Below are 24006 nucleotides of genomic sequence, written 5' to 3'. Positions count from 1 at the left end.
ACTTACTCTACAACCGACCAAAATTCGGCAACGGTGTGGAAAGATCCAAAGACTAAAACCACATCATTTTTCACCGCACTTTTGAGTGCTATACGTACCCCATCCATAACAGAATTATCTGATGTAGCCTGAACATGTGGGAAATGACTTTTCAGTTTATCAGCTAATTCATCGCCTGACTGCCCGCGATAACCGCCTAAGGTCACACAATACCATTCGTCAATTATAGGCGTTAAATACGCAAATACCCCATTTGCATCTTTATCTTTTAGCATTCCACATACGGCAATCATTTTGCCCTCTATGTTACGTTTAAGTGCGGTCAATTTTTCAGATAAATATTTAGCAGCATGAGGATTATGCCCCACATCAACGATGATTGTTGGCAAGGTTTCAACTGGTACGCCAAGATAATCCGCTAATTTTTCACGTCTATCTGCTTTTATTGCTTGAAAACGACCAACCAGTTCAACCTCTTGCAGAGATTTTCGCAAAGTCTGTTCTGAAATATCAAAAGGCAAGTATTGAACAGCAGCAAGAGCCGTTGCAGCATTTGCCAATGGAATCTGACAAAATGGCAAATTTTCTAACCGAACTTTTTTATTTTGCCATTGCCAATTTTCAGCATTTTGCTCAAATGACCAATCCACATCACGTCGAGAAACTTGGCAATATAATTTTTCAGCCTGATCTAACATTGTTTGTGGCACATTAGGTTCTCCAATCACGACAGGGCAATTTTTGCGGAAAATTCCTGCTTTTTCAAAAGCAATGGCCTCTCTGGTATCCCCAAGAAAATCGGTGTGATCAATATCGATGCTAGTAATCACAGCGAGATGGTTATCCACAATATTGGTCGCATCTAAACGACCGCCCAAACCGACTTCTAAAATCACTACATCTAATTTCGCTTGCTTAAATAAATGCAATGCAGAAAGGGTGCTAAATTCAAAATAAGTGAGTGATTCTGTTTTATTTTCATCAATAAAAGCAAAAGAGGCGGTATGTGCTTCATCGGGTAAATATTGATTTTGAATGCGTACTCGCTCGTTATAACGTAGTAAATGAGGCGAAGAATACACACCCACACGTAATCCGTGATTAAGCAAAATCGTTTCTAATAAGCGGCAAGTGGTGCCTTTACCATTCGTCCCCCCCACCGTTATCACATAAGGAGCAGGGTGAAGTAAATCCAATTTTTCTGCCACGGATTTAATGCGATCTAAACCGAGATCAATGGGTTTAAAATGGCTTTTTTCTAAATAAGAAAGCCACTCAGCGAGTGACGAAGTGGCTTTAAGTTGCATATTATTCATCTTCTGAAATGAGTTCAGGTTCTACAAAAGGAGAAGGTTGATTCGTTAATTTACTCAGTACACTTGCCAAAGTTTTACGCATTTCTGAACGTTTCACGATCATATCAATTGCCCCTTTCTCAAGTAAAAACTCACTACGTTGGAAACCTTCTGGGAGTTTTTCACGTACGGTTTGTTCAATTACGCGTGGCCCCGCAAACCCAATTAAAGCTTTTGGCTCGGCAATATTTAAATCACCTAACATTGCAAAACTTGCTGATACGCCACCTAAAGTCGGATCCGTTAATACCGAAATAAACGGCACACCTTTTTCACGCATTTGGGCAAGTACTGCACTGGTTTTTGCCATTTGCATTAAAGAGAATAATGCTTCCTGCATACGTGCACCACCACTCGCGGAGAAACACACAAATGGACAATTCATTTCCATTGCTTTTTCAGCCGCTTTAACAAATTTTGCCCCAACTACAGACCCCATTGAACCGCCCATAAAAGCGAAGTTTGATGCAGCCACAACAATTGGCATATTATAAAGCGTACCAGTCATGGTAATTAACGCATCTTTTTCACCCGTTTCTTTTTGCGCTGCACTGATACGATCTTTATATTTCTTTAAATCTTTAAATTTTAAAATATCTTTTGGTTCTAAATCTGCCGCAATTTCTTGGCTTGAACCTTCGTCCAATAATTTTAATAAACGCTCACGGGCATCAATACGCATATGATGACCGCATTTAGGGCAAACATAAAGATTACGTTTGAGTTCTTCACTATAAAGTACTTGTTCACAAGCAGTACATTTTGTCCACACGCCTTCTGGCACATTTGCTTTTCGAGTAGAAGAAGACGGACTTTTACTAAAAATTCGGTTAATCCAGCTCATTTTTTGACCTTTTTATTGACTAGAAAATTCTGCGTATTAGACCATAAATTTGCAGAATTTGCTACTTGTAAGGCGTTTTTGTACTGCTCCGATTTCCTTTAGAAACTTTCAATAAATATGAGAAATAAATCCATGATTGAACATTTTTTTTATTTCTTTGTCTCATAGAGCACGTTATCTGAAATCTATTTTGGAGTATTTTATGAAAAAAACACGTTTTGTATTAAGCAGTATTGCTCTCGGATTAAGTGTCTTGAGTACACCATTTGTGACTCAAGCTGGTTTACCAAGTTTTATTTCAGAGCAAAATAGTTTGGCGCCTATGTTAGAAAAAGTTCAACCTGCAGTGGTGACACTTTCTGTTGAAGGAAAAGCAAAAGTTGATTCACGTTCTCCTTTTCAAGACGATATTCCTGAAGAATTTAAATTCTTCTTCGGCGATCGTTTTGCTGAACAATTTGGTGGACGCGGTGAATCAAAACGTAATTTCCGTGGTTTAGGTTCTGGCGTTATTATCAATGCAAGCAAAGGTTATGTTTTAACAAATAATCATGTTATTGACGGGGCTGATAAAATTACCGTGCAATTACAAGATGGCCGTGAGTTTAAAGCCAAATTAGTGGGTAAAGATGAGCAATCAGATATTGCATTAGTTCAACTTGAAAAACCAAGTAATTTAACAGAAATCAAATTTGCTGATTCTGATAAATTACGCGTAGGCGATTTTACTGTTGCAATTGGTAATCCATTTGGTTTAGGTCAAACTGTTACATCAGGCATTGTTTCTGCATTAGGTCGCTCAACTGGCTCTGATAGCGGTGCTTATGAAAACTATATTCAAACCGATGCTGCAGTAAATCGCGGTAATTCAGGTGGTGCATTAGTCAACCTAAATGGTGAACTCATTGGTATCAACACCGCGATTATTTCGCCAAGCGGTGGCAATGCAGGAATTGCCTTTGCGATTCCAAGTAATCAAGCAAACAATTTAGTGCAACAAATTTTAGAATTTGGTGAAGTACGCCGAGGATTGCTTGGTATTAAAGGTGGCGAACTCAATGCTGATTTAGCCAAAGCCTTTAATGTAAGCGCACAACAAGGCGCATTTGTGAGTGAAGTATTACCTAAATCAGCCGCTGAAAAAGCGGGCATTAAAGCGGGAGATATTATCACAGCGATGAACGGCCAAAAAATCTCAAGTTTCGCAGAAATGCGTGCAAAAATCGCTACATCTGGTGCAGGAAAAGAGATTAATTTAACTTACTTACGCGATGGGAAATCTCACGATGTTAAAGTGAAATTACAAGCAGATGATGGAAATCAACTTTCCTCTAAAACGGAATTGCCTGCATTAGATGGCGCGACATTGAAAAACTATGATGCAAAAGGCATCAAAGGGATTGAAATCACCAAAGTTCAACCGAACTCGCTTGCTGCACAACGTGGTTTAAAAGCTGGCGATATTATTATTGGTATAAACCGTCAACTGGTTGAAAACACGGCTGAATTAAGTAAAGCGCTTGATGATGAACCATCGGCTGTAGCCTTAAATATTTTACGTGGAGACAACAATTTTTACTTATTAGTACAATAATTCTTCCACCAAAGATATAAACAAAAAGTCCGATCATGATGATCGGACTTCTTTTTTATGAAGCAATTGCTTTCAACAAATCTACCACAAATTCTAACCGCACTTTGTTATCTGATAGGTCTTTCATAAACTTAAATTTCAATGGGCCATCAAAGCGATACACAATAGGTTCTTTTTGAATCAATTGAATAAATTTATCTGGATTCACTTGTGCTTTTGCTGAAAACTCAATAAAACCGCCTTGCGTTCCCGCATCAATTCGCACAACTTTCAACGGCTCAACCAACAAACGCAATTCTGCAATTTGCAGTAGATTTTTTGTCGCGTCAGGCAATAATCCAAATCGATCTATTAACTCAACTTTTAACTCATCCAACTCTGATTTACTCTCTGCTGCGGCAATACGTTTATAAAAGGATAAACGCATATTCACATCACCTAAATAATCATCAGGCAATAAAGCAGGCACGCGTAATTCAATATCCGCTTGTTGTTGCGTCAATTCTTCTAACGATGGTTCTCGCCCTTCTTTTAACGCTTTAACTGCCTCATCCAATAATTCCATGTAAAGCGAAAAACCAATGCTTTCGATTTGTCCGCTTTGTTCGTTTCCAAGTAATTCGCCAGCACCACGAATCTCTAAATCGTGAGTAGCCAAGATAAAACCAGCCCCAAGGTTATCAAGATTTTCTAACGCATCTAGACGGCGTTCGGCATCTTTTGTCATCATTTTAGGTGGTGGCGTAAGTAAATAAGCATAAGCCTGATGATGTGAACGCCCTACTCGTCCACGTAATTGATGCAACTGAGCCAAACCAAAATGATCTGCTCGTTCAATAATAATGGTATTTGCCGTTGGCACATCAATACCCGTTTCGATAATGGTTGAACAAACTAAGACGTTATAACGCTGATGATAAAAATCACTCATCACACGTTCTAACTCACGTTCTCGCATTTGTCCGTGCCCCACAATCACTCGTGCTTCAGGCACAAGTGCGGTCAGTTTTTCTGCTGTATTTTCAATGCTTGCGACATCATTGTGGAGATAATAAACCTGCCCACCACGGAGAATTTCACGCAAAATCGCTTCTCGTACAACAAGATCGTCATTCTGGCGGACGAAGGTTTTAATACTTAATCGGCGAGCAGGTGGCGTAGAAATAATGGAAAGATCACGAATACCATTCATCGCCATATTGAGCGTACGCGGAATTGGCGTTGCCGTTAGCGTAAGAATATCGATATTCGCACGGAGCTGTTTGATTTTCTCTTTTTGCCCCACACCAAAACGGTGCTCTTCATCAATAATCAACAAACCAAGATCGCTAAATTTTACATCTGATTGAATTAATTTATGGGTACCAATTAGGATATCGACTTTGCCTTCTGCAAGGTTTTCCAGAATTTGTTTTTGTTCTTTTGCAGTTTTAAATCGCGATAATACTTCTACGTTCACAGGCAAATTCGCAAAACGATCTTTAAAATTCTCATAGTGCTGTTGAGCTAACAGTGTGGTTGGCACTAACACTGCAACTTGCTTATGATTCATCACAGCCAAAAAGGCAGCGCGCATTGCCACTTCAGTTTTACCAAAACCTACATCGCCGCAAACAAGGCGATCCATTGCTTTTGGTTGGCACATATCCGAAATCACTGCATTAATTGCCATTTCCTGGTCATAGGTTTCTTCAAAAGGAAAGGTTGCAGCAAATTGTTGAAATTCTTCACGATCATATTTAAAGGCAAAGCCTTTCTTCGCTTCACGTTGTGCGTAAACATCTAATAACTCGGCCGCCACGTCACGAATTTTCTCCGCTGCTTTTTGGCGTGATTTTGCCCAAGCCTCGTTACCCAGTTTATGTAATGGCGCACTTTCATCAGAACCACCGACATAACGGCTAATCAGATGTAATGAAGTAACGGGCACATAAAGTTTTGATTCATTTGCATAGTTTAGCAGCAAATATTCTGCTTTAATACCGCCTGTATCTAACGTGACCAAACCACCATAACGCCCCACACCATGATCAAGATGCACAACAGGTTGTCCTATTTTCAGCTCGGCAAGATTGCGCACAAGCGTATCAGGATTAATTGTTTTACGTTTATCTCTAGAACGTTGTTGAACGCGCTCGCCAAGTAAATTAGCTTCACCAATAATCGCAACAGGAAGCGATTGTTCAATAATAAAACCTTGTTCAAGGGAACTGACTAACAAGCTAAATTTTTCATTTTTAGCCTGTTCCAAGGATTGAATTTGTTTTAGCTTGAGTTTTAACGGTGAAAGCAAATCAAGCAACGTCTCTCGACGGCCTTCCGTCTCCACCGAAAACAGTACATTTCCTTTAAAATGCTCAATAAATTGGCGTAATTGTCCCAATGGTTCTTTTTGCTGGGATTGAATAGTCACTTCTGGTAAAGCGACAACGGGTAAATTTTTCTGGCGTACCGATGACCGCACTTTTTCCGCTTTAAATGTAATGCGTGGATAAGATTTCAATCGGCGATTAACTTCATCAACATTAAGCCATAATTTTTCAGGCGGTAAAAGCGGACGCATCGGATCCACTTTACGTTGTTCATAACGCTGTTTTGCATCTTGATAAAAACGTTCACCTTTCATTTGGTTATTTTCCATATCCACAAACAGCGTTTGTTCTGGCAAATAATCAAACAACGTTGCCATTTCAGAAAAGAAAAGTGGCTGCCAATATTCAATGCCAGAAATCAATGTACCTTTACTGATTTGCTGATAAATATGTTCGGGATCTCGGCGAATTTCACCAAAAGTTTCACGAAATTGCGCACGGAAAAATTCAATCCCTTTGTCATCCGTTGGAAATTCGTGCGCCGGCAAAAGATTAATTGAGTTAATTTCATCAAGAGTACGTTGCGTATCCACATCAAAAGTACGAATGGAATCAATTTCATCATCAAAAAAATCGAGGCGAAAAGGCACCGCACTTCCCATAGGGAAAAGATCCAACAAGGCTCCTCGAACAGCGTATTCACCGTGTTCTAATACTTGCTCCACAGCATGATAGCCCGCGGCTTCTAATTGTAAGCGCATTTTATCGATGACCAAACGATCACCTTTTTTAATCAGAAGCACATTGTGTTGTAAATATTGTGGCGGGCAAAGGCGTTGCATTAATGTCGAAATCGGCAATAAGAAAATGCCTTTTTTCGCATTTTGTAAATGGAAAAGCGCACTTAAACGAGAGGAAATAATTTCTTGATGAGGGGAAAAGGTATCATAAGGCAACGTTTCCCAATCAGGAAAAAGGCATACATTTTGGTTACTTAATTCCGATAAAATACGTGATAAACGCACCGCACTTCGCGTATCTGGTGTCACCACTACAGTTAAATTTTGATTTTGCTCTGCAATTTCACTAATCGCCAATGCATCAGCGCCGGGTAATACATTGCCTAAAATTTTGTGATCATTGGGTTGAGTAGGAATATCAGGTTGGAAAAAAGCCGTTTTCATAAATATCAATAACGCATTAATGCTTGTTTAAAAACTGACGAACAGTTTACTGAAGTTCATAATATATTTCAACAATCAACTGTTTAAAAAAACAGTTGGTTAATATTATGCAAAGATAGTTTATCCGCCAGAACGTTTTATCTCATCTATTTTCATAGTAAAATGTCCGTATTGTGATAAGGAACAGAAAAATGAAAAATACCGAGATCTTACTCACCATTAAACTTCAACAAGCACTTTTTATCGATCCAAAACGAGTGCGTTTACTCAAAGAAATTCAACAATGCGGTTCAATTAATCAAGCTGCGAAAAATGCAAAAGTGAGCTATAAAAGTGCGTGGGATCATTTAGAAGCGATGAATAAAATCAGCCCTCGCCCATTGCTTGAACGAAATACAGGTGGAAAAAATGGCGGAGGCACGGCACTTACTACTTATGCCGAGCGCTTGTTACAGCTTTATGATTTATTAGAACGTACGCAAGAACACGCTTTTCATATTCTACAAGATGAATCCGTTCCGTTAGATAGTTTACTCACGGCAACTGCACGTTTTTCTTTACAAAGTAGCGCACGCAATCAATTTTTTGGACGAGTAGCACAACAACGAATCATTGACTCTCGTTGTATTGTGGATGTGAATGTACAAGGATTACCAACATCGTTGCAAGTTTCTATTACCACAAAAAGCTCGGCTCGTTTGAAACTCATTACGGAAAAAGAAGTGATGTTGATGTTCAAAGCACCTTGGGTGAAAATTAGTGAAAAACCACTGGATAATCAATCTAATCAGTTCCCTGTAAATATCAAATCACTAAATGAAGAGGAAGCCATCCTTCAATTTACTAACAGCGACATTGAATTTTGTGCCACAGTCCACCAGCCGAATCAATGGCAAATCGGACAACAAGTTTGGATTCATATTGATCAAGAGCAAATTATTTTAGCGACGCTAGGTTAATCTCAAAGTGCGGTAAATTTGATAAAAGAATTTAATAAGGCTAATTTCTTTTGAAACTAGCCTTTATTTATTCACTATAACCCAAATTATTATTTTGATTTTAATAATGCAATAATCTCTTTCAATGCACAAATTTCATCGTTTTTCTGCTGAATAATCTCATCTTTATGAGAAACGATCATTTTAAATTTCTCAATTTCTGAAGCTAAATTATCACTATCACTATAATAGTTTGCAGAATGATCTCCATTTTCATTCATCAAGAATACAATGCCTTTTCCACCCGTATTCATCAATTCTAATACATCAATATTAAAAATATTCGCAATTTGCTCCAATTTATGGAGGCTTAATTTAGTTTCCCCACGTTCAATTTTTGCATAACCATTGGTGGACATATTCATTTTGTTTGCCATTTCTTCTTGCGACCATTGATTCACTTCACGAATAGCTCTTATTTTTTCATTTACACTCACAATGATTCCTTTTTATTTGATTAGTCCACCAACAAATTGAGTGCATATTCTACACAGTTTGTTGTTAGAGAGAATTGTAGATAATTTTTATAATGGGTCGCATTTTACACACTTTTTATAAAAATTTCACAGTTAAATCAGAGGAAATCATTATGCATTTTTCAGTTAAAAATACTGCTGTCGCTATTCTTATTTCATTAGGTATTACTGCTTGCAGCTCTGGTGGTGGATCCAGTGGAAATAACAATAACGCACAATTAAAAGATTTAGAACAAAAGCTTTCTCTTGCTCAACAACAAGCTCAAAGCGCAGAAAATAAATTAAACGAAGCAAAACAAAAAGCTCACGAAGCGGCACAAAAACAAAATGAAACTGCATTAAACCAAGCGCAAAATGAAGCGGAACAAGCTAAAGCAAATGCAGAAAAATTAAACCAACAACTTGAACAAGCTGAAAAACAATATTTAGCTGAATTAGCGAAACAAATGGAAGCGACAAATGCTGCAAATAATAAAGTCACGCAATTAGAATCTGAAATCCAACAGGCTACAGCCCGTTATCAACAAGAACTCGCTAAACAAACTGAAGCAGCTCAAAATGCTCAAGCAAAACTTACACAAGCTGAACAACAAGCAGAATCAGCGAATCAACAACTTGTCACTTTGCAACAAAAAAGCGTCGCTTTACAAGCCGAATTAGCCAACGCAAAGAAAAATCACGAAAATGAAGCAAAAGAAAAACAACAAGAAATCAATACAGTACAACAAAAAACAAATGAGTTGAAAGCACAATTGCAACAAACTCAGCAAGCACTCGCCACTGCTCAAGCTAAATCTACACAGGCAGAAAATGATTTAACAACAGCAAGAGCGCATCTTGCAGAACAATTGAAACAATTAAAACAAGCGGAACAAAATCTTGCCACAATGACAACTGAACGCTCTCAAGCAAAACAAGAGCTAGCGGCTGCACAAGCCGAGTTTCAAAGATTACAAGCTGAGAAAAAATCTGCAGAAACAGAACTTGCTAAGGCAAACCAAAATTTAGCAGCAACTCAACATACTTTAAACGAAAAAACAGAAGAAGCCACTCAATTACAGCAAGAAATTAATAATCTCACGTCATCTTCAAGCGCTCAAACACAAAAATTAAATAAAAAACTAACTCAACTTCAAGAAGAATTAAAAAACACAAAAGAACATTTAAAAACACAAGAAGATTTAGTCGCTCAATCAAGTGCAAGAATTCAATCGTTAGAAACACAATTAAATACGTCTAACCGAAATTTAGCAGAAAAAACAACCGCACTTTCAGAAGCCAATACTCGTGAGCAACATTTACAAAATCAAGTAAATACATTAACAAACAATCTTTCTGAAAAAGAAAGAGAAGTAACAACAACAAAAGCACGAGCGACAACAGCTGAAGAAAATGCAAGAAATCTTCAAAATGAGTTAAACCGTAAAAAATCAGAAATTGATACCCTCACTCAACAAAAAAATGATTTATCTGGGCAGCTTGCTCAGGCTACACAAAATCATCAATTAGAAAAAACTAATCTAGAACAAGAGTTATCAAATACAAAGGAAAAAATTAAGCAAATAGAGGCTTCAAAAGAAAAAATTTTGTTTGAAAAAATAACAGCAGAAAAAAATGCTCAAAAAATAGCGAGCACTTTAGCTAAAATCCAAAAAGAAAATGCTAATTTCAACAAAGCAGTTAGTTCAGATGGAGTTAGCTTTGAGCCAAACGTTGGTCGTTTCTCAAGAGAACCCTATACTAGTGTTGGCGACAAGAACAAAAATAACTATACTCTATTAAGCTCAAGATACCAATTGGAAAATGCTGGTTACCAAGTTGTAGGAAGAATTCATCCATATGCTGGGAAAAATATAGGAGTATTAAAAGCTGAGTATGGCGGGTATCCAACCTTGGCAAAACAACTAAATAAATTAACAGGAGAGGCTACTTATAAAGGAAGAGCCAGAGCCATTTATCTTGATGATACAAATAGAAATGATCCATTACTTGGCCCTGTCAAGACCCTAAACACCATTACATTATCTGCAAATTTCACAAAACATCAAATTAATGGGGTTATTAACTATACTGAAGATAACAATATTTCAGATTTTACCAAGCATCCCAATATACCTGAAACTGTTTATTTATCACAAACTGAAATCAGAAGTTACTCTATTAGTGATAATGATACAACCAGCTTTTTTGGTTTAGCTCATAGTGAAAAATATAAAGGGGGCTATGAAGGTATGTTTATGGGAGAAAATGGGAGCCAAATATCAGGAAATTTTCGCTTGCATAGAGATAATCCAGACAAGCCAAACGAATTTATTCAAATTGAAGGTGCTTTTGTTGCGGAACAACAAAAATAATGATGTATATAAAGCTACCCAGAGTAGATAGGTAGCTTTTTATTTCTAAAATAAAGATTATGAAAACACAAAAATTTTTTCTATTATCTGCATCATTTTTGTCTTTAAATTCTATCGCAAATCCACAACCAATGGATCATATCGAAAAGATACAAAATATGGCAGAAATAAAGCTACCAGAGAAAAATGAAATTGAAATAAACCACACTTATAACACAGCAATCCCGATTTCAATTTTATCTACTAATAACTTAGATACAACAGAACGCCTAATCAATCAAGCATTACAAACACAGCAATTCGATGTCGTAAAAAAATTGTTGACGATTTATCAGCGTTTTCCTGAAAAGGACACCGCACTTTATCTCTTTGCAAAAGGCGCTGTAGCACAAGCCGAGCATGATTATCCATCTGCCATCCTAAATTATCGTCAGTTGCTAGCAAACCAGCCTAATTTAAATCCTGTACGTATTGAATTAGCTAAAGCCTTATTTTTCGATAAACAAGATAACAATGCTCGAGAGCAATTCCAAAAAGCGCAAGCAGTAAGAGATATTCCCCAGCCAATCAATCAATTGATTGATGCTTATTTAGAGGAATTAGACAAACGAGATAGTTGGCAAAGTTCTCTTTCTGTCTATTACTTAAATGAGCATAATGTGAACAATACATCCTCGGCTCGAAATATCGAAAATACGGGTTTTACAAAGGGTGAAGAAATGCTGCCACAAAAAGCCCGTGGCTTTGCTTATAGCATTGGTATTGAACGCGATTTTAATCTTTTTAATGCGCATTATTTACATGCGGAAACCGAATTAAACGGAAAAACATATTGGAATCATCATGATTATGACGATCTTTATAATCGAACTTATTTAGGATACAGACATAAGGGAGCGAAGCAAACTTTGTCAGTTTTACCGTTTTATGAGCGCCGCTGGTATGGTAATCATCGTTATCATTGGGGTAATGGGGTTCGTACAGAATATCAACGTTGGTTGTCTCCTAATTGGCAGATTACTACTGCGCTAGAATGGGGGAAGCAATATTATTTTGAAAATAGATACCAAAATGGCTCTAATAAATTAGCCTCAACAACCTTGCTGTGGCTTAGAAATCCTAGACAATACTTTTATATCGGTGCTGATGTAAATGATGAGCGAACACAAGTAAAACGGTATAGCTCAACCTTAAAGGGTTTACGTTTTGGTTGGGGGCAAGAATGGGAATACGGAATCTCTACTCGTTTAAATATGGGAATTTCACAGCGACATTTTAAAGATAAAGCAATTTTAGGTGACATTCTTCCATTGGGTAAAATTCGTAAAGATATAATTTATAATACATCACTTAATTTATGGAAACGTAATTGGCATCTTTTCGGTATCACGCCTAAAATCAATCTATCTTGGAAGAAACAAGATAGTAATTTAGATACATTATATTCTTACTCAGAAAAAGAAGTACGATTGATTTTAGAAAAGAATTTCTAATTACTCCACTAAATGCAGAAAAGGATAGGTATTTACCTATCCTTCCTAAATTCACGATCAAGGCAATTTTGCCACCACTGCATAGCCTTCAATTAAACCTTCCACCTCATAAGAAGCATTCGCGGTAATGAAAGCTGCCTCACCTTGTTTCAAAGAAAGTGCGGTCGTTTCTGAGCGTAAATTTAACTGGCCATTCATCACCAATAAAATACTCGCACTTTGTGCTTTTAAATGATGAGTTTCACCACATTCATATTGAATATTTTGCAAAGCGAAATCTTGTGCCGGCGTAGCATAAGTAAATATACGCGCGTCTTGAGGTGCTGACGGGATAATTTTAGGCTCCACTTCACGACAATCGACAATTTTAAGCAATTCTGGAATATCCACATATTTAGGCGTTAAACCACCTCGAATCACATTATCCGAACAAGCCATCAATTCAATATTTTGCCCACGTAAATAAGCGTGCGGAATGCCTGCATCTTGGTAAATTCCCTCACCTTTTTTGAGATGAACAATATTAAACAAATAGAAGCAAATTAAACCGGCATCTAATTTATCTAAAGAAATATTCATTGCATCAATGGTGTAAAGCACCCAATAATCTGGATTAGTTAAATCCAGATTATTAGCCTCATAAGCAACTTGATTCTCCAATAGAATTGGGGAAAGCCATTGATGCAGTAGCGTTTGATCTGCCTGCATAATATCGGCATAGAAAGCATGTAAATCTTGTTCATGCAATTTTTTTGCAAGCGGGATTAAAGATGATCGTGCCTCTAAAGTTTTGATAATATCCGATTTATTTTTAAAACCATGCAACAACCAGAAATCAGATAAAGCAATCATCATTTCAGGTTTATGATTGTTATCTTTATAAGTTCGTGTTGATGCTTTTAAATCAATACCTTTCGCATTTTCTTCCGCAAAGCCTATTTCAGCTTGTGTTTTTGTTGGATGAAGTTGAATGGAAAGAGGTTGGGCGACATCAAGAATTTTTAATAAATAGGGTAATTCATCACCAAAACTTGCTCGGCTTTGTGCACCAAGTGCGGTAGGATTTTTTTGTAAAAATTCAGTAAGTGACAAATTTTTACCATCAACTTCAATGGTTGAAAGCGCAGAATGATGAGCGCCTAACCACCATTCAGCATAATATTGATTTTCTTCCGCAGGAATATTTAGTAATTGAGGAATATATTGATGCCCTCCCCATACGTAGTGTTGGAGTGAGCCAGTAAGTTTATAGATCATTTTTAATTTTTCCGGTTGAATCCTATCTACACCACAGTTTTATTTGCATAAATAAAAAATCCGCACAAAGGCGGACTTTTTTATCGTAAAGAAATTATTTAGTTAAGCTTAATACCACTGACTCTCCAGCAACCACTTCACCTGATTTTTTCACGATGCAAGAAATTTCATCCATATTTGAAATAACAACGGGTGTTAATACAGATTTTGCTTTTGATTCTAATAAAGGAAGATCAAATTCAATCACGGTGTCACCACGCTTAACAGATTGACCTTCTTGTGCAATACGAGTAAAGCCTTCACCTTTCAACTCAACGGTATCAATACCAAAGTGTACAAATAATTCCACACCTTCTTTTGATTCCATTGAGAAAGCATGGTTGGTTTCAAAAATTTTACCAATCACACCATCCACTGGCGCGACGATTTTGTTACCGGTAGGACGAATAGCAACACCATCACCCACGATTTTTTCAGAGAAAACTACATCGGGAACATCTTCAATATTTACAATCTCACCAGAGATAGGTGCATAAATTTCAACTTCCACAGATTTGTTTTCTTTTGAACCGAATAACTTGTCAAATAAGCCCATTTTAATCTCCTATCAACTCATAGATGGCCGTTATTTTAACGTAAAATCAAACAATTTTGTTTAATTTAATGCATTTTCCGCCAAAAATTCTTCGATTAACTGCTCAATTTCCGAAGCGGTCGGTTTTTGTAATGCGGCATTAGCAAGCGCTTTTGCATCTTGGAAATTCACATTACGGATTAATTTTTTAATTCGAGGTACAGAAATAGCACTCATACTAAATTCATCTAATCCCATACCAAGTAACAATAAGGTTGCGCGTTCATCACCGGCTAATTCACCGCACATTCCCGTCCATTTGCCCTCTGCATGAGAAGCATCAATCACTTGTTTAATTAAACCAAGCACAGATGGCTGCATCGGATTGTAAAGATGAGAAATTAACTCATTGCCTCGGTCCACCGCCAAAGTATATTGGGTTAAATCGTTAGTACCGATACTGAAGAAATCTACTTCTTTTGCTAAGAATCTTGCATTTACAGCAGCGGATGGCGTTTCAACCATTACCCCCACTTGGATATTCTCATCAAAAGCTTTGCCTTCTGCACGTAATTCCGCTTTTAATGTTTCAATAACCGTTTTTAATTCTCGAACTTCTTCTACGGAAATAATCATCGGGAACATCACAGCCAATTTACCAAATGCTGAAGCACGCAACACCGCGCGTAATTGTGCATTTAAAATTTCACGGCGATCTAACGCAATGCGAATTGCACGCCATCCCAAGAATGGATTCATTTCTTTTGGTAAATCTAAATATGGAAGCTCTTTATCGCCACCAATATCCATAGTACGAAGCACGGTTAAACGCCCGTTCATTGCTTCTACGACTTCTTTGTAGGCGATGAATTGTTCTTCTTCTGTCGGAAGTTGTTCACGATCCATAAATAAGAATTCAGTTCGGTATAAACCAATACCTTCCGCACCATTGCGATCTGCCCCTTCACAATCACGGATTGTCCCGATATTCGCGACCACATCAACCTTGTGTCCATCCAATGTGATTGCGGGAAGATCTTTTAATTTAGCTAACTCTGCTTTTTCCTGAGAAATTTTAGCTTCAAGTGTTTTTAATTCATCAATCTGAGATTGTGCTGGATTAATATAAACTTGATTATTTATGGCATCTAAAATTAAGTAATCACCTGTATTGACTAATTCGGTCACATTATTTGTGCCTACAATCGCCGGTAATTCTAAAGAACGCGCCATAATAGAAGTATGAGAGGTTCTACCACCAATATCAGTGACAACCCCTAATACTTTTTCAAGATTAAGTTGAGCCGTTTCTGATGGAGTCAAATCATAAGCAACAAGAATTGATTCTTCTTGAATATCGCCAAGATCTACTATGTACATGCCCAAAATATTTTTAATTAAACGGTTACCAATATCACGAATATCACCAGCACGCTCTTTCAAATATTCATCATCTATCTCCGACAACATTGTGACTTGTTGATCAATAATTTTGCTCGCTGCAACTGCGGCATTGACCTTATTTGAACGAAGATAATCAAGAATTTCTTCTTCTAATTCTTCATCCTCAAGGATCATCAAGTGACCTTCAAAGATTGCAGCTTTTTCTTCACCTAAAGAAATTAATGCGCGCTCTCTGATTGAATTAAGTTGTTCCACCGCCAATGCACGGCCTTCATAAAATCGAGCGACTTCTGCGTCAAGTTGATCATCAGTAATTTTTTGCGTATCAAGAACAATCTTTTCTTCTTTAAGAACAAGTGCCTTACCAAAGGCAATACCTGGGGATGCGAGAATGCCAGAAATCATAGATACCTTCCGAAATAATTAAAAAAGAGATAGATAAACAATAGCCATAAAATTTCTCAATTTTATGGCTAAGTCAGTATTATTCTAAGGTTGGAATTAAAGCAACTAAATGGTCTACAGCCTGTTGCTCATCTTCACCTTCTGCAGAAATGGTAATCACTGTTCCCTGTGTTAACCCTAATGTTTGTAGCTTAAACAAACTTTTTGCACTTGCGCTTTTTCCTGCTGAAGTCACAGTAATATCAGATAAAAATGCCTTTGCTTCTTTCACAAATTGAGCAGCTGGGCGAGTATGTAAGCCATTTGGCGCAGTGATTTCGACATCTTTTGAGTACATAATGCTACCCCTACTAAATAATAGTTAAAAAAATAAAAACTAAGAAATCGCCTTAGTATCCTTGTTCAAAGCAAAATAATCAACAATAAACACAAAAAACTTAAACTAAATCGTAAAAAAGCAACAAATATGCCTATTTTTTAGCCACACTACGCAATCGTTAAACTGCTGAAAAATGACGTTGTGATTTTGTTTCACTTAAACTTTCAATTAATCGATGATAATTATCATAACGAACAGGCGAAATTTTCCCTTGCTCAACGGCTTCACGCAACGCACACCCTGGATCGCTCAAATGTTTACAATCACGGAATTTACAGGTTCCCAAAACATATTGAAATTCTCGATACCCTTTTGTAATTTGCTCCGCATCTAAATGCCAAAGCCCAAATTCTCTAATTCCTGGCGAATCAATTAAATTACCGCCTTGTGGCAAATGATAAAGACGCGATGATGTCGTCGTATGCTGCCCTAAGCCTGATGTTTCACTCACATCACCTACTCGAGCGTTTACGCTAGGCAAAATATGATTAATTAAACTCGATTTACCGACACCAGATTGCCCAACAAAAATCGCCGTGCCTTGTGCCAAAAGTGCGGTTAATCTTTCCATATTTTCACCGCTCTTTGCTGAAATCATTAAAATTTCATAGCCAATATCTTGGTAAATCTTAAGTTGGTCTTCAATTTCTTGACGCTGTTCTTGCGCCAATAAATCCACTTTATTCAAAACAATGAGAGGCGTAATTCCCGCGATTTCACACACAACAAGATAACGATCGATAATATTTAAGGAAAGCGTTGGCAACACCGCTGATACAATAATAATACGATCAATATTCGCCGCAATGGGTTTCAAACCATCATAATAGTCAGGGCGGGAAATTTCATTTTCTCGAGGGTGAATCGCCTCAATCACGCCACTCACACCTTGTAATTGTTCATTGCCTTTACGCCAAACGACTTTATCTCCCACCACCAAACTCGACAAAGTACGACGCAAATTACAACGATAAATTTCGCCTTGTTCATTTTCGACATCAGCATGAATCGAATAACGCGTGACCACAACACCTTCTTGTGATTTGCCAAGCATTTCATCTGACCATTCAATCTCTTTTTTCTTATGGCGATGTAATGTTTTCACATTATTCGATTGAATTCTTCTGGTTTGGTTCTGAGTTAATTTACGTTTAGCCATAAAAGTGCGGTCGTTTTTTCCCTTGTTTTTGGTAAAATGAAAAAAATTTTTGCATAGGATACCTGATATTATGCCATTCGATAAACAAAATCTTATTTGGATTGATTTAGAAATGACCGGTTTAGATCCGGAAAAAGAACGTATTATTGAAATTGCCACTATCGTAACAGATAAAAATTTAAATATTTTGGCAGAAGGCCCTGTGTTGGCTGTTCATCAGTCTGATGAATTACTCAATAAAATGAATGATTGGTGCCAAAAAACACATAGTGAAAACGGCTTAATTGAACGCGTAAAAGCTAGCAAACTTACCGAACGTGCAGCAGAATTACAAACCTTAGACTTTTTAAAAAAATGGGTTCCAAAAGGTTCATCGCCAATTTGCGGTAATAGCATTGCCCAAGATAAACGCTTCTTAGTGAAATATATGCCTGATTTAGCTGATTATTTTCATTATCGCCATTTAGACGTGAGTACATTAAAAGAACTTGCAGCGCGTTGGAAACCTGAAATTTTAGACGGCTTCAAAAAAGAGAATACGCATTTGGCGCTAGATGACATTCGAGAGTCGATTAAAGAGCTGGCTTATTATCGCGAACATTTCATGAAATTAGATTGACGAAAACTTCAACAAAAAATTTCTTTTTATGAAATTGCCCTTGCAAGCCCTAAAAATATTTGTATAATGCGACCTCATTCACTGATGTGAACTGCGGGAATAGCTCAGTTGGTAGAGCACAACCTTGCCAAGGTTGGGGTCGCGAGTTCGAGCCTCGTTTCCCGCTCCAATTTCACATTATAAAAGTATTATTGCGGGAATAGCTCAGTTGGTAGAGCACGACCTTGCCAAGGTCGGGGTCGCGAGTTCGAGCCTCGTTTCCCGCTCCAAATTTCAATCCCTAGCCAAAAGGCTGGGGATTTTTTCTATCTATAAAAATAGATCACCAAAATGTTAAAAAGTGCGGTGAATTTTCTCAAAAATAAAGGCTTGTGATTTAATAACACAAGCCTTTATTTTTTTATGCTTTCTTCAACCGTTTTGCGCGACGTTTCATTCTTCTGACCCAACGGGTAATTCGCCATGCACGCGTAATTGAATAGACATAAAGGAAAAATAAAATGAAAAAGCCGACAAACATCGCCCACTCATTCACATAATAAACTTCCCCTAAAATACCGATAGTTGCACAAACTGCAGAAACAAAAGTAATCAATAAAAAGGCTTGTCTTGATGTTAAACCCGCTCTCACCATTAAATGATGAACGTGTAAACGATCTGGGCGGAATGGGCTTTTACCTTTACGTACACGGCGATAAATAATCGCAACCATATCAATCAAAGGAATCGCAATAATCCAAAGTGCGGTTACCGGGTTCATCGGATGCCCTTTTCCTTGCGTACTCAATAACAAAATCCAAATAATGGTAAAACCAATTAATGTACTCCCCGCATCCCCCATAAACACCTTATATTTCGGGCCAAATGGAATCCCTAGATTTAGCATCAAATAAGGTAAAATCGATGCAATTAAAGCAAAACTCCAATGCGCCATATCCATTTGCCCATCTCGATACATCAAGAAACCAATCGCAGCAAAAGAAACGCAAGAAAGCCCACCGAGCAATCCATCAATACCATCAATCATATTAAAGGCATTAATAATCGCGATAGTGGCAAAGACGGTAATAATCAAACCAATTGAACCAAGCGTTAACTGGAAAGGCCCTAAAATCTGACCTAGATGATCCAAATAAACATTCCCAAGATCGATCATTAAAATCGCCAGAATTGCTTGAATCCCCGCTCTTAAGAAAGGACTGATATCAAAGCGATCATCTAAAATCCCAATCGCCAATAAAACAAAAATACTGAACAAATAGAGATACGGTAGTCGAAGCTGATCCCATTCCATCAAGTAATAGCAAAGATTACCGACAAAAAGCGATACGCCACCAATTAGCGGAATTGCACCCTGGTGGCGTTTGCGATAATTTGGTTTATCAACTAATCCAATTTTATTTGCAATTGGACGCATTACGATAAGCGTAATAAATGCGCCTAAAAACGCAACTAAAAGACTCAACATAATTTGACCCTAAAATTTTTTTGTAAAGGATAACATAAGGGAAATTTACCAATAAAGATATTTTTAACAAAGAGTCTATTTTTCAGTACAATACCGTTATTTTTATAAGAAAGGAAAAAAACAATGACAGATTCAACCGCACTTTTTTCTCGTGCACAGTCCTTTATTCCAGGTGGAGTAAATTCCCCTGTACGCGCCTTTAAAGGCGTTGGTGGTACCCCCGTATTCATTCAAAAAGCGCAAGGTGCCTATATTTATGACACTGATGGAAAACAATATGTTGACTATGTTGGTTCTTGGGGGCCAATGATTTTAGGCCATAATCATCCATCGATCTTAAAGGCTGTACTTAAAGCGGCTGAAAATGGTTTAAGTTTTGGTGCTCCCACCCCTTCTGAAATTGATTTAGCAGAACTGGTCTGTAATATTGTCCCTTCTATTGAAATGGTGCGTATGGTAAGTTCAGGCACCGAAGCAACGATGACGGCAATTCGCCTTGCTCGTGGTTATACTGGTCGTGATAAAATCTTAAAATTTGAAGGTTGTTACCATGGTCATTCAGACTCATTGCTTGTAAAAGCAGGCTCGGGCGCATTAACACTTGGTCAACCAAGCTCTCCAGGCGTACCTGAAGATTTTGCGAAATATACATTAACGGCAGAATACAATAATCTTGACTCAGTAAAAGCGCTATTTGAACAATATCCTGATAGTATTTCTTGTGTCATCATCGAGCCTGTAGCTGGCAATATGAATTGTGTTCCACCGAAATCGGGATTTTTACAAGGAATACGAGAACTTTGCGACAAATATGGCGCACTTTTCATCATTGATGAAGTTATGACAGGTTTTCGTGTGTCACTTGCTGGAGCACAATCTTATTATGGTGTAACACCTGATCTTACAACTCTAGGTAAAGTTATCGGTGGTGGAATGCCCGTCGGTGCGGTAGGGGGTAAAAAAGCTATCATGGAATATCTTGCTCCAACTGGTCCGGTATATCAAGCGGGTACACTTTCTGGTAATCCTATTGCAATGACGGCGGGTTTAGCTTGCTTAAACGAATTGAAAAAACCAGGCAATGAACAACAACTTGCAATAAAAACAGAGAAACTTTGTCTAGGATTAAAATCCCTTGCCGAAAAACATCATGTACCTTTTGTCGTAAACTATGTAGGCGGTATGTTTGGTATTTTCTTCACTGAACAACAAGAAATAACATCCTATGCTGAAGTCATGAAATGCGACATCGAGAAATTTAAAATTTTCTTCCATAAAATGTTAGAACAGGGGGTATACCTTGCGCCATCTGCTTTTGAAGCAGGATTTATGTCTCTCGCACACACCGATGAAGATATAGAGAGAACACTTTCGGCTGCAGATATTGCTTTTTCAGCGATTGCTTAGTGTTAAAAAATGCGGTCAGCTCAAAATTGACCGCACTTTTACTCTTATCCTTTATTTTACCAGTGGTATCCTACACTACCGCCCGCATTAACATCGCTTTGGCTATTGACACTCGCACCCAATTTAATCTCAATTTTGTTATTGGTTAAACGTCTGCCATAACCGACCGCTAACGCGTGTTCTCCTTTATAAGTGCCTACTGCCACAGAAACCGCAGACTCTCCAGCAAAATTTCCCCCTTGCAAGAAAGCAATCGCTGTTGCCCCCGCAATCCCTGCCCGCAAATCTTTGTTCATTTTTTGCATATTGCGATCGAGTTGTTGAATAGATTGCTGATCTTTGCGGATTTGCGCTTTCAAGCTATCATGTTCAGTACGAAGCTGTTGTAACTCTACTTTACTCGCTCCGCCACCTAATATCTCAGCAAATTCAGTTTCTGATTTACCTTGATTAGCTGGCAATTCTTTCCAACTTTCATAAGCAGATTTTCCTTTCTCGCCTTTAGGACCTTGTTCTCCTTTAGGACCTTGTTCTCCTTTAGGACCTTGTTCGCCTTTTTCGCCTTTCATTGCTTTAGCATAGTCGGCTTCAGTTTTATTCGGGTTGTCCGCTAACCATTGGTCTTTAGCAGATAAGCCAGTGTCACCTTTCGCACCCGCGGCACCAGTGTCACCTTTATCACCTTTAATTGCTTTAGTATAGTCGGCTTCAGTTTTATTCGGGTTGTCCGCTAACCATTGGTCTTTAGCAGATAAGCCAGTGTCACCTTTCGCACCCGCGGCACCAGTGTCACCTTTATCACCTTTTTCACCTTTTAATTCAGGCATTTGCTTAATGGTTTCTTTATTCAATGAAACAACGGTTTTTCCGTCTTTATCTTCTGTTTTCAAGCCACCTTCAAAAGTATAAAGTTTTGTAAAAAACGTTTTAAAGTTATCTTCTGTGAAAATTGTTTTACCGCCAGCTTTTAAAGCACCATCATCAACGGTAAGTGAAACGGTATTATCGCCCTCTCCCAATGTAACACCAGTAAAACTTGGAGATTTCAACATTCCAATACGCAATACGCCGCTATCGTTAAATGTCACTAAATTATCAGAAGCGTACTTAGCTTTATTATCATCGTTATAAACCAAACCACTTTTGCCCTGAATCTGCAAAATATTACCAATTTCTGTTTTAATTAGTTTATCTTGGGTGCTATCTGCTTTATCTTTAAAGTAATCATTCCCTGCAAATTGTAAACCTGCGTTTTTTAATGATTTCAATTGAGCTACGTTTACTGCATCGGTGTCTTCCGTACCTGCGGCAACGCTAATAATCTGACGTGTTTCACCATATTGTGTATCGCCAATAGAAACCGCACCTAATGTACCTTTCCAAGTAGAGCGAATTTTATTTTTTTCCACCTGTTTCTTATTTATTTCTTTCTTTTTTTCCTCTATTTCTCTTTTATTCTGTGTAATTTTATTTTCAACAACGCCTAACTCAGTTGTATTATTCTCATTTTTTAGTTGTTTCTTTTTATCTTCTAATTGTGAAAGTTCAGCTTGAAGTTCATTAATTTTATCTTTCAAAGAAGAAATTTCTCCATTAACTCCATCTATTTTAGTGTTTATATCTCCAACGAAACTCCCATTTTTAGTATTTATTTCTGAAAAATCATAACCAATCGTATCTATAAGACGATTACTTACGGAATCGAAACCTAAAGCAACTGAGGTTTCAATGTTAGAAGAGGAGCTTGTCCCTATTGACACACTGTTTACTGCATTTTCTTTAGAAGAGGCTCCTGTACCGATTGACACACTGTTTACGGCATTTGCTTTAGCTGCAAAACCGATGGCTAATGCTCCCTCTTGTTTAGCTTTCGCCGCAGGTCCTAATGCTGTAGCCTTTGAAGCTGTAGTTTCGCTTTGAAAACCCAAAGCAACTGAATAATTAAATTCAGTAGTTTTATTAAAATTATTAGCCATTGAGCCAATAGAAGTATTATTAATTCCCTTAATATTTGTACCTGAATTTTGCCCCAAGGCGACATTATTATTACCACTTACCAAAAGACTAGAATTAAAACCAATTCCGATATTATGATCTCCTTTTATGCCTTTTCCCGCAGTATTACCATAAGCTAAATTATTATGTCCTGAAGCATTAGAGCCAGCAGAATAACCTATATAAACATTGATAGAGTCCTTACTATTCTCACCAGCACCATAACCTAAAAAAATGTTTCCAATTTGTCCATTTTCTGATGAGGATGAACCTTTTCCAGCATTTTTACCGATTGAAATACTATTATCTATATTTGCTAATGCGCCATCGCCAATAGCAATTGAACCAGATTTTTTCGCACCATCATTATTAACATTACTTCCTTCCGATGTATTATCTGATTCCACACTAACATATTTAATTTTCTGTGTTTTGAGTGCAATAATTTCTTGTTTTAAAGTATCAATATCTTGTTTTAACTGCTCAATTTCAGAATCAGCCGCAAAACTATTTGTTGAAAATAATAGAAGAGAAGAAAATGTTAAGGCAGGCAGGCAGGCAGGCAGGCAGGCAGGCAGATAATGTGTCAAAAACTTGTAAGCTACAACGTTTTGATTTTGATTTTCCCTTCGCTAATTCAGATACGACTTGGAACATTTGCAAACCAGCGTTCCACAATACTTTATAAATAGTATTCATACAATCCTCCATTACTAAATCAATGCAGTA

The 24006-nt window shown here is 37.6% G+C and carries 18 protein-coding genes and 2 tRNA genes; 8 read left to right on the top strand and 12 right to left on the bottom strand.

Annotation, left to right across the window (positions count from 1 at the left end; translation table 11 throughout):
* Nucleotides 1-2: 2 nt before the first annotated feature.
* Nucleotides 3-1307 (bottom strand): bifunctional tetrahydrofolate synthase/dihydrofolate synthase, encoded by a 1305-nt coding sequence (gene folC, locus FE813_RS07390; RefSeq protein ID WP_180978711.1) that lies wholly within the window; start codon nt 1305-1307, stop codon nt 3-5.
* Between the two features lies 1 nt (nt 1308).
* Nucleotides 1309-2199 (bottom strand): acetyl-CoA carboxylase, carboxyltransferase subunit beta, encoded by an 891-nt coding sequence (gene accD, locus FE813_RS07385; protein WP_065265139.1) that lies wholly within the window; start codon nt 2197-2199, stop codon nt 1309-1311.
* Nucleotides 2200-2401: 202 nt separating this feature from the next.
* On the opposite strand from accD, the gene FE813_RS07380 reads away from it, so the two are divergent.
* Nucleotides 2402-3793, top strand: a complete 1392-nt coding sequence (locus tag FE813_RS07380) for a DegQ family serine endoprotease (RefSeq protein ID WP_139990061.1) — start codon at nt 2402-2404, stop codon at nt 3791-3793.
* A gap of 55 nt (nt 3794-3848) precedes the next feature.
* On the opposite strand, the gene mfd is transcribed toward FE813_RS07380, so the two are convergent.
* The gene (gene mfd / locus FE813_RS07375; RefSeq protein WP_139990060.1) at nt 3849-7289 is read right to left on the bottom strand and encodes a transcription-repair coupling factor; all 3441 of its coding nucleotides are present in this window, start codon (nt 7287-7289) and stop codon (nt 3849-3851) included.
* Between the two features lie 191 nt (nt 7290-7480).
* Here mfd and FE813_RS07370 point away from each other — a divergent pair, with 191 nt between their 5' ends.
* Nucleotides 7481-8248 (top strand): TOBE domain-containing protein, encoded by a 768-nt coding sequence (locus FE813_RS07370; protein ID WP_139990059.1) that lies wholly within the window; start codon nt 7481-7483, stop codon nt 8246-8248.
* 89 nt (nt 8249-8337) lie between these two features.
* Here FE813_RS07370 and FE813_RS07365 read toward each other — a convergent pair whose 3' ends face one another.
* A complete protein-coding gene (locus tag FE813_RS07365; protein WP_139990058.1) occupies nt 8338-8724 on the bottom strand; it encodes a helix-turn-helix domain-containing protein in 387 nt (128 codons plus the stop codon).
* A 152-nt stretch (nt 8725-8876) separates the two neighbouring features.
* On the opposite strand from FE813_RS07365, the gene FE813_RS07360 reads away from it, so the two are divergent.
* Nucleotides 8877-11117: a coiled-coil domain-containing protein gene (locus FE813_RS07360; protein ID WP_139990057.1), complete on the top strand. Its 2241-nt coding sequence runs from the start codon at nt 8877-8879 to the stop codon at nt 11115-11117.
* Between the two features lie 59 nt (nt 11118-11176).
* Nucleotides 11177-12610: a surface lipoprotein assembly modifier gene (locus tag FE813_RS07355; RefSeq protein WP_139990056.1), complete on the top strand. Its 1434-nt coding sequence runs from the start codon at nt 11177-11179 to the stop codon at nt 12608-12610.
* A 57-nt stretch (nt 12611-12667) separates the two neighbouring features.
* On the opposite strand, the gene manA is transcribed toward FE813_RS07355, so the two are convergent.
* The 5 genes from manA to rsgA form a co-directional block, all read right to left on the bottom strand.
* Nucleotides 12668-13867: a mannose-6-phosphate isomerase, class I gene (gene manA, locus FE813_RS07350; protein WP_139990055.1), complete on the bottom strand. Its 1200-nt coding sequence runs from the start codon at nt 13865-13867 to the stop codon at nt 12668-12670.
* Between the two features lie 94 nt (nt 13868-13961).
* Nucleotides 13962-14462, bottom strand: coding sequence for a PTS glucose transporter subunit IIA (crr, locus tag FE813_RS07345; protein ID WP_005635907.1), 501 nt, complete (start codon nt 14460-14462; stop codon nt 13962-13964).
* A gap of 60 nt (nt 14463-14522) precedes the next feature.
* Nucleotides 14523-16250, bottom strand: a complete 1728-nt coding sequence (gene ptsI, locus FE813_RS07340; RefSeq protein ID WP_139990054.1) for a phosphoenolpyruvate-protein phosphotransferase PtsI — start codon at nt 16248-16250, stop codon at nt 14523-14525.
* A gap of 79 nt (nt 16251-16329) precedes the next feature.
* Entirely contained in the window at nt 16330-16587 is a 258-nt protein-coding gene (gene ptsH, locus FE813_RS07335; protein ID WP_009500977.1) for a phosphocarrier protein Hpr, read from the bottom strand.
* Between the two features lie 160 nt (nt 16588-16747).
* Nucleotides 16748-17788 (bottom strand): small ribosomal subunit biogenesis GTPase RsgA, encoded by a 1041-nt coding sequence (gene rsgA / locus FE813_RS07330; protein ID WP_139990053.1) that lies wholly within the window; start codon nt 17786-17788, stop codon nt 16748-16750.
* A 70-nt stretch (nt 17789-17858) separates the two neighbouring features.
* Here rsgA and orn point away from each other — a divergent pair, with 70 nt between their 5' ends.
* The 3 genes from orn (at nt 17859) to FE813_RS07315 (ending at nt 18676) form a co-directional block, all read left to right on the top strand.
* Nucleotides 17859-18407: an oligoribonuclease gene (orn, locus tag FE813_RS07325; RefSeq protein ID WP_005635892.1), complete on the top strand. Its 549-nt coding sequence runs from the start codon at nt 17859-17861 to the stop codon at nt 18405-18407.
* A gap of 93 nt (nt 18408-18500) precedes the next feature.
* Nucleotides 18501-18576: transfer RNA gene (locus FE813_RS07320), tRNA-Gly, on the top strand.
* Between the two features lie 24 nt (nt 18577-18600).
* Nucleotides 18601-18676: transfer RNA gene (locus tag FE813_RS07315), tRNA-Gly, on the top strand.
* Nucleotides 18677-18807: 131 nt separating this feature from the next.
* On the opposite strand, the gene wecA is transcribed toward FE813_RS07315, so the two are convergent.
* On the bottom strand, nt 18808-19875 hold the full coding sequence (wecA, locus tag FE813_RS07310) for a UDP-N-acetylglucosamine--undecaprenyl-phosphate N-acetylglucosaminephosphotransferase (protein WP_139990052.1): 1068 nt from the start codon (nt 19873-19875) through the stop codon (nt 18808-18810).
* Nucleotides 19876-19998: 123 nt separating this feature from the next.
* Here wecA and hemL point away from each other — a divergent pair, with 123 nt between their 5' ends.
* Complete coding sequence (hemL, locus tag FE813_RS07305) at nt 19999-21282, top strand: glutamate-1-semialdehyde 2,1-aminomutase (RefSeq protein WP_139990051.1); 1284 nt, start codon at nt 19999-20001, stop codon at nt 21280-21282.
* 56 nt (nt 21283-21338) lie between these two features.
* Here hemL and FE813_RS07300 read toward each other — a convergent pair whose 3' ends face one another.
* Entirely contained in the window at nt 21339-23867 is a 2529-nt protein-coding gene (locus FE813_RS07300) for a YadA-like family protein (protein WP_308457363.1), read from the bottom strand.
* Nucleotides 23785-23976, bottom strand: a complete 192-nt coding sequence (locus FE813_RS07295) for an ESPR domain-containing protein (protein WP_180978710.1) — start codon at nt 23974-23976, stop codon at nt 23785-23787. The genes FE813_RS07300 and FE813_RS07295 overlap by 83 nt, the downstream gene beginning before the upstream one ends.
* Nucleotides 23977-24006: the final 30 nt, after the last annotated feature.

The sequence above is a fragment of the Haemophilus seminalis genome, assembly GCF_006384255.1.
Lineage (GTDB): Bacteria > Pseudomonadota > Gammaproteobacteria > Enterobacterales > Pasteurellaceae > Haemophilus > Haemophilus seminalis.
This window is presented reverse-complemented; position numbering and strand designations above follow the sequence as displayed.

What these genes read in the sequence shown, in the direction of transcription:
- folC (WP_180978711.1), bottom strand. Translation starts at nt 1,307, where the DNA reads ATGCAACTTAAAGCCACTTCGTCACTCGCTGAGTGGCTTTCTTATTTA.
- accD (WP_065265139.1), bottom strand. Translation starts at nt 2,199, where the DNA reads ATGAGCTGGATTAACCGAATTTTTAGTAAAAGTCCGTCTTCTTCTACT.
- FE813_RS07380 (WP_139990061.1), top strand. Translation starts at nt 2,402, where the DNA reads ATGAAAAAAACACGTTTTGTATTAAGCAGTATTGCTCTCGGATTAAGT.
- mfd (WP_139990060.1), bottom strand. Translation starts at nt 7,289, where the DNA reads ATGAAAACGGCTTTTTTCCAACCTGATATTCCTACTCAACCCAATGAT.
- FE813_RS07370 (WP_139990059.1), top strand. Translation starts at nt 7,481, where the DNA reads ATGAAAAATACCGAGATCTTACTCACCATTAAACTTCAACAAGCACTT.
- FE813_RS07360 (WP_139990057.1), top strand. Translation starts at nt 8,877, where the DNA reads ATGCATTTTTCAGTTAAAAATACTGCTGTCGCTATTCTTATTTCATTA.
- FE813_RS07355 (WP_139990056.1), top strand. Translation starts at nt 11,177, where the DNA reads ATGAAAACACAAAAATTTTTTCTATTATCTGCATCATTTTTGTCTTTA.
- manA (WP_139990055.1), bottom strand. Translation starts at nt 13,867, where the DNA reads ATGATCTATAAACTTACTGGCTCACTCCAACACTACGTATGGGGAGGG.
- crr (WP_005635907.1), bottom strand. Translation starts at nt 14,462, where the DNA reads ATGGGCTTATTTGACAAGTTATTCGGTTCAAAAGAAAACAAATCTGTG.
- ptsI (WP_139990054.1), bottom strand. Translation starts at nt 16,250, where the DNA reads ATGATTTCTGGCATTCTCGCATCCCCAGGTATTGCCTTTGGTAAGGCA.
- ptsH (WP_009500977.1), bottom strand. Translation starts at nt 16,587, where the DNA reads ATGTACTCAAAAGATGTCGAAATCACTGCGCCAAATGGCTTACATACT.
- rsgA (WP_139990053.1), bottom strand. Translation starts at nt 17,788, where the DNA reads ATGGCTAAACGTAAATTAACTCAGAACCAAACCAGAAGAATTCAATCG.
- orn (WP_005635892.1), top strand. Translation starts at nt 17,859, where the DNA reads ATGCCATTCGATAAACAAAATCTTATTTGGATTGATTTAGAAATGACC.
- wecA (WP_139990052.1), bottom strand. Translation starts at nt 19,875, where the DNA reads ATGTTGAGTCTTTTAGTTGCGTTTTTAGGCGCATTTATTACGCTTATC.
- hemL (WP_139990051.1), top strand. Translation starts at nt 19,999, where the DNA reads ATGACAGATTCAACCGCACTTTTTTCTCGTGCACAGTCCTTTATTCCA.
- FE813_RS07295 (WP_180978710.1), bottom strand. Translation starts at nt 23,976, where the DNA reads ATGAATACTATTTATAAAGTATTGTGGAACGCTGGTTTGCAAATGTTC.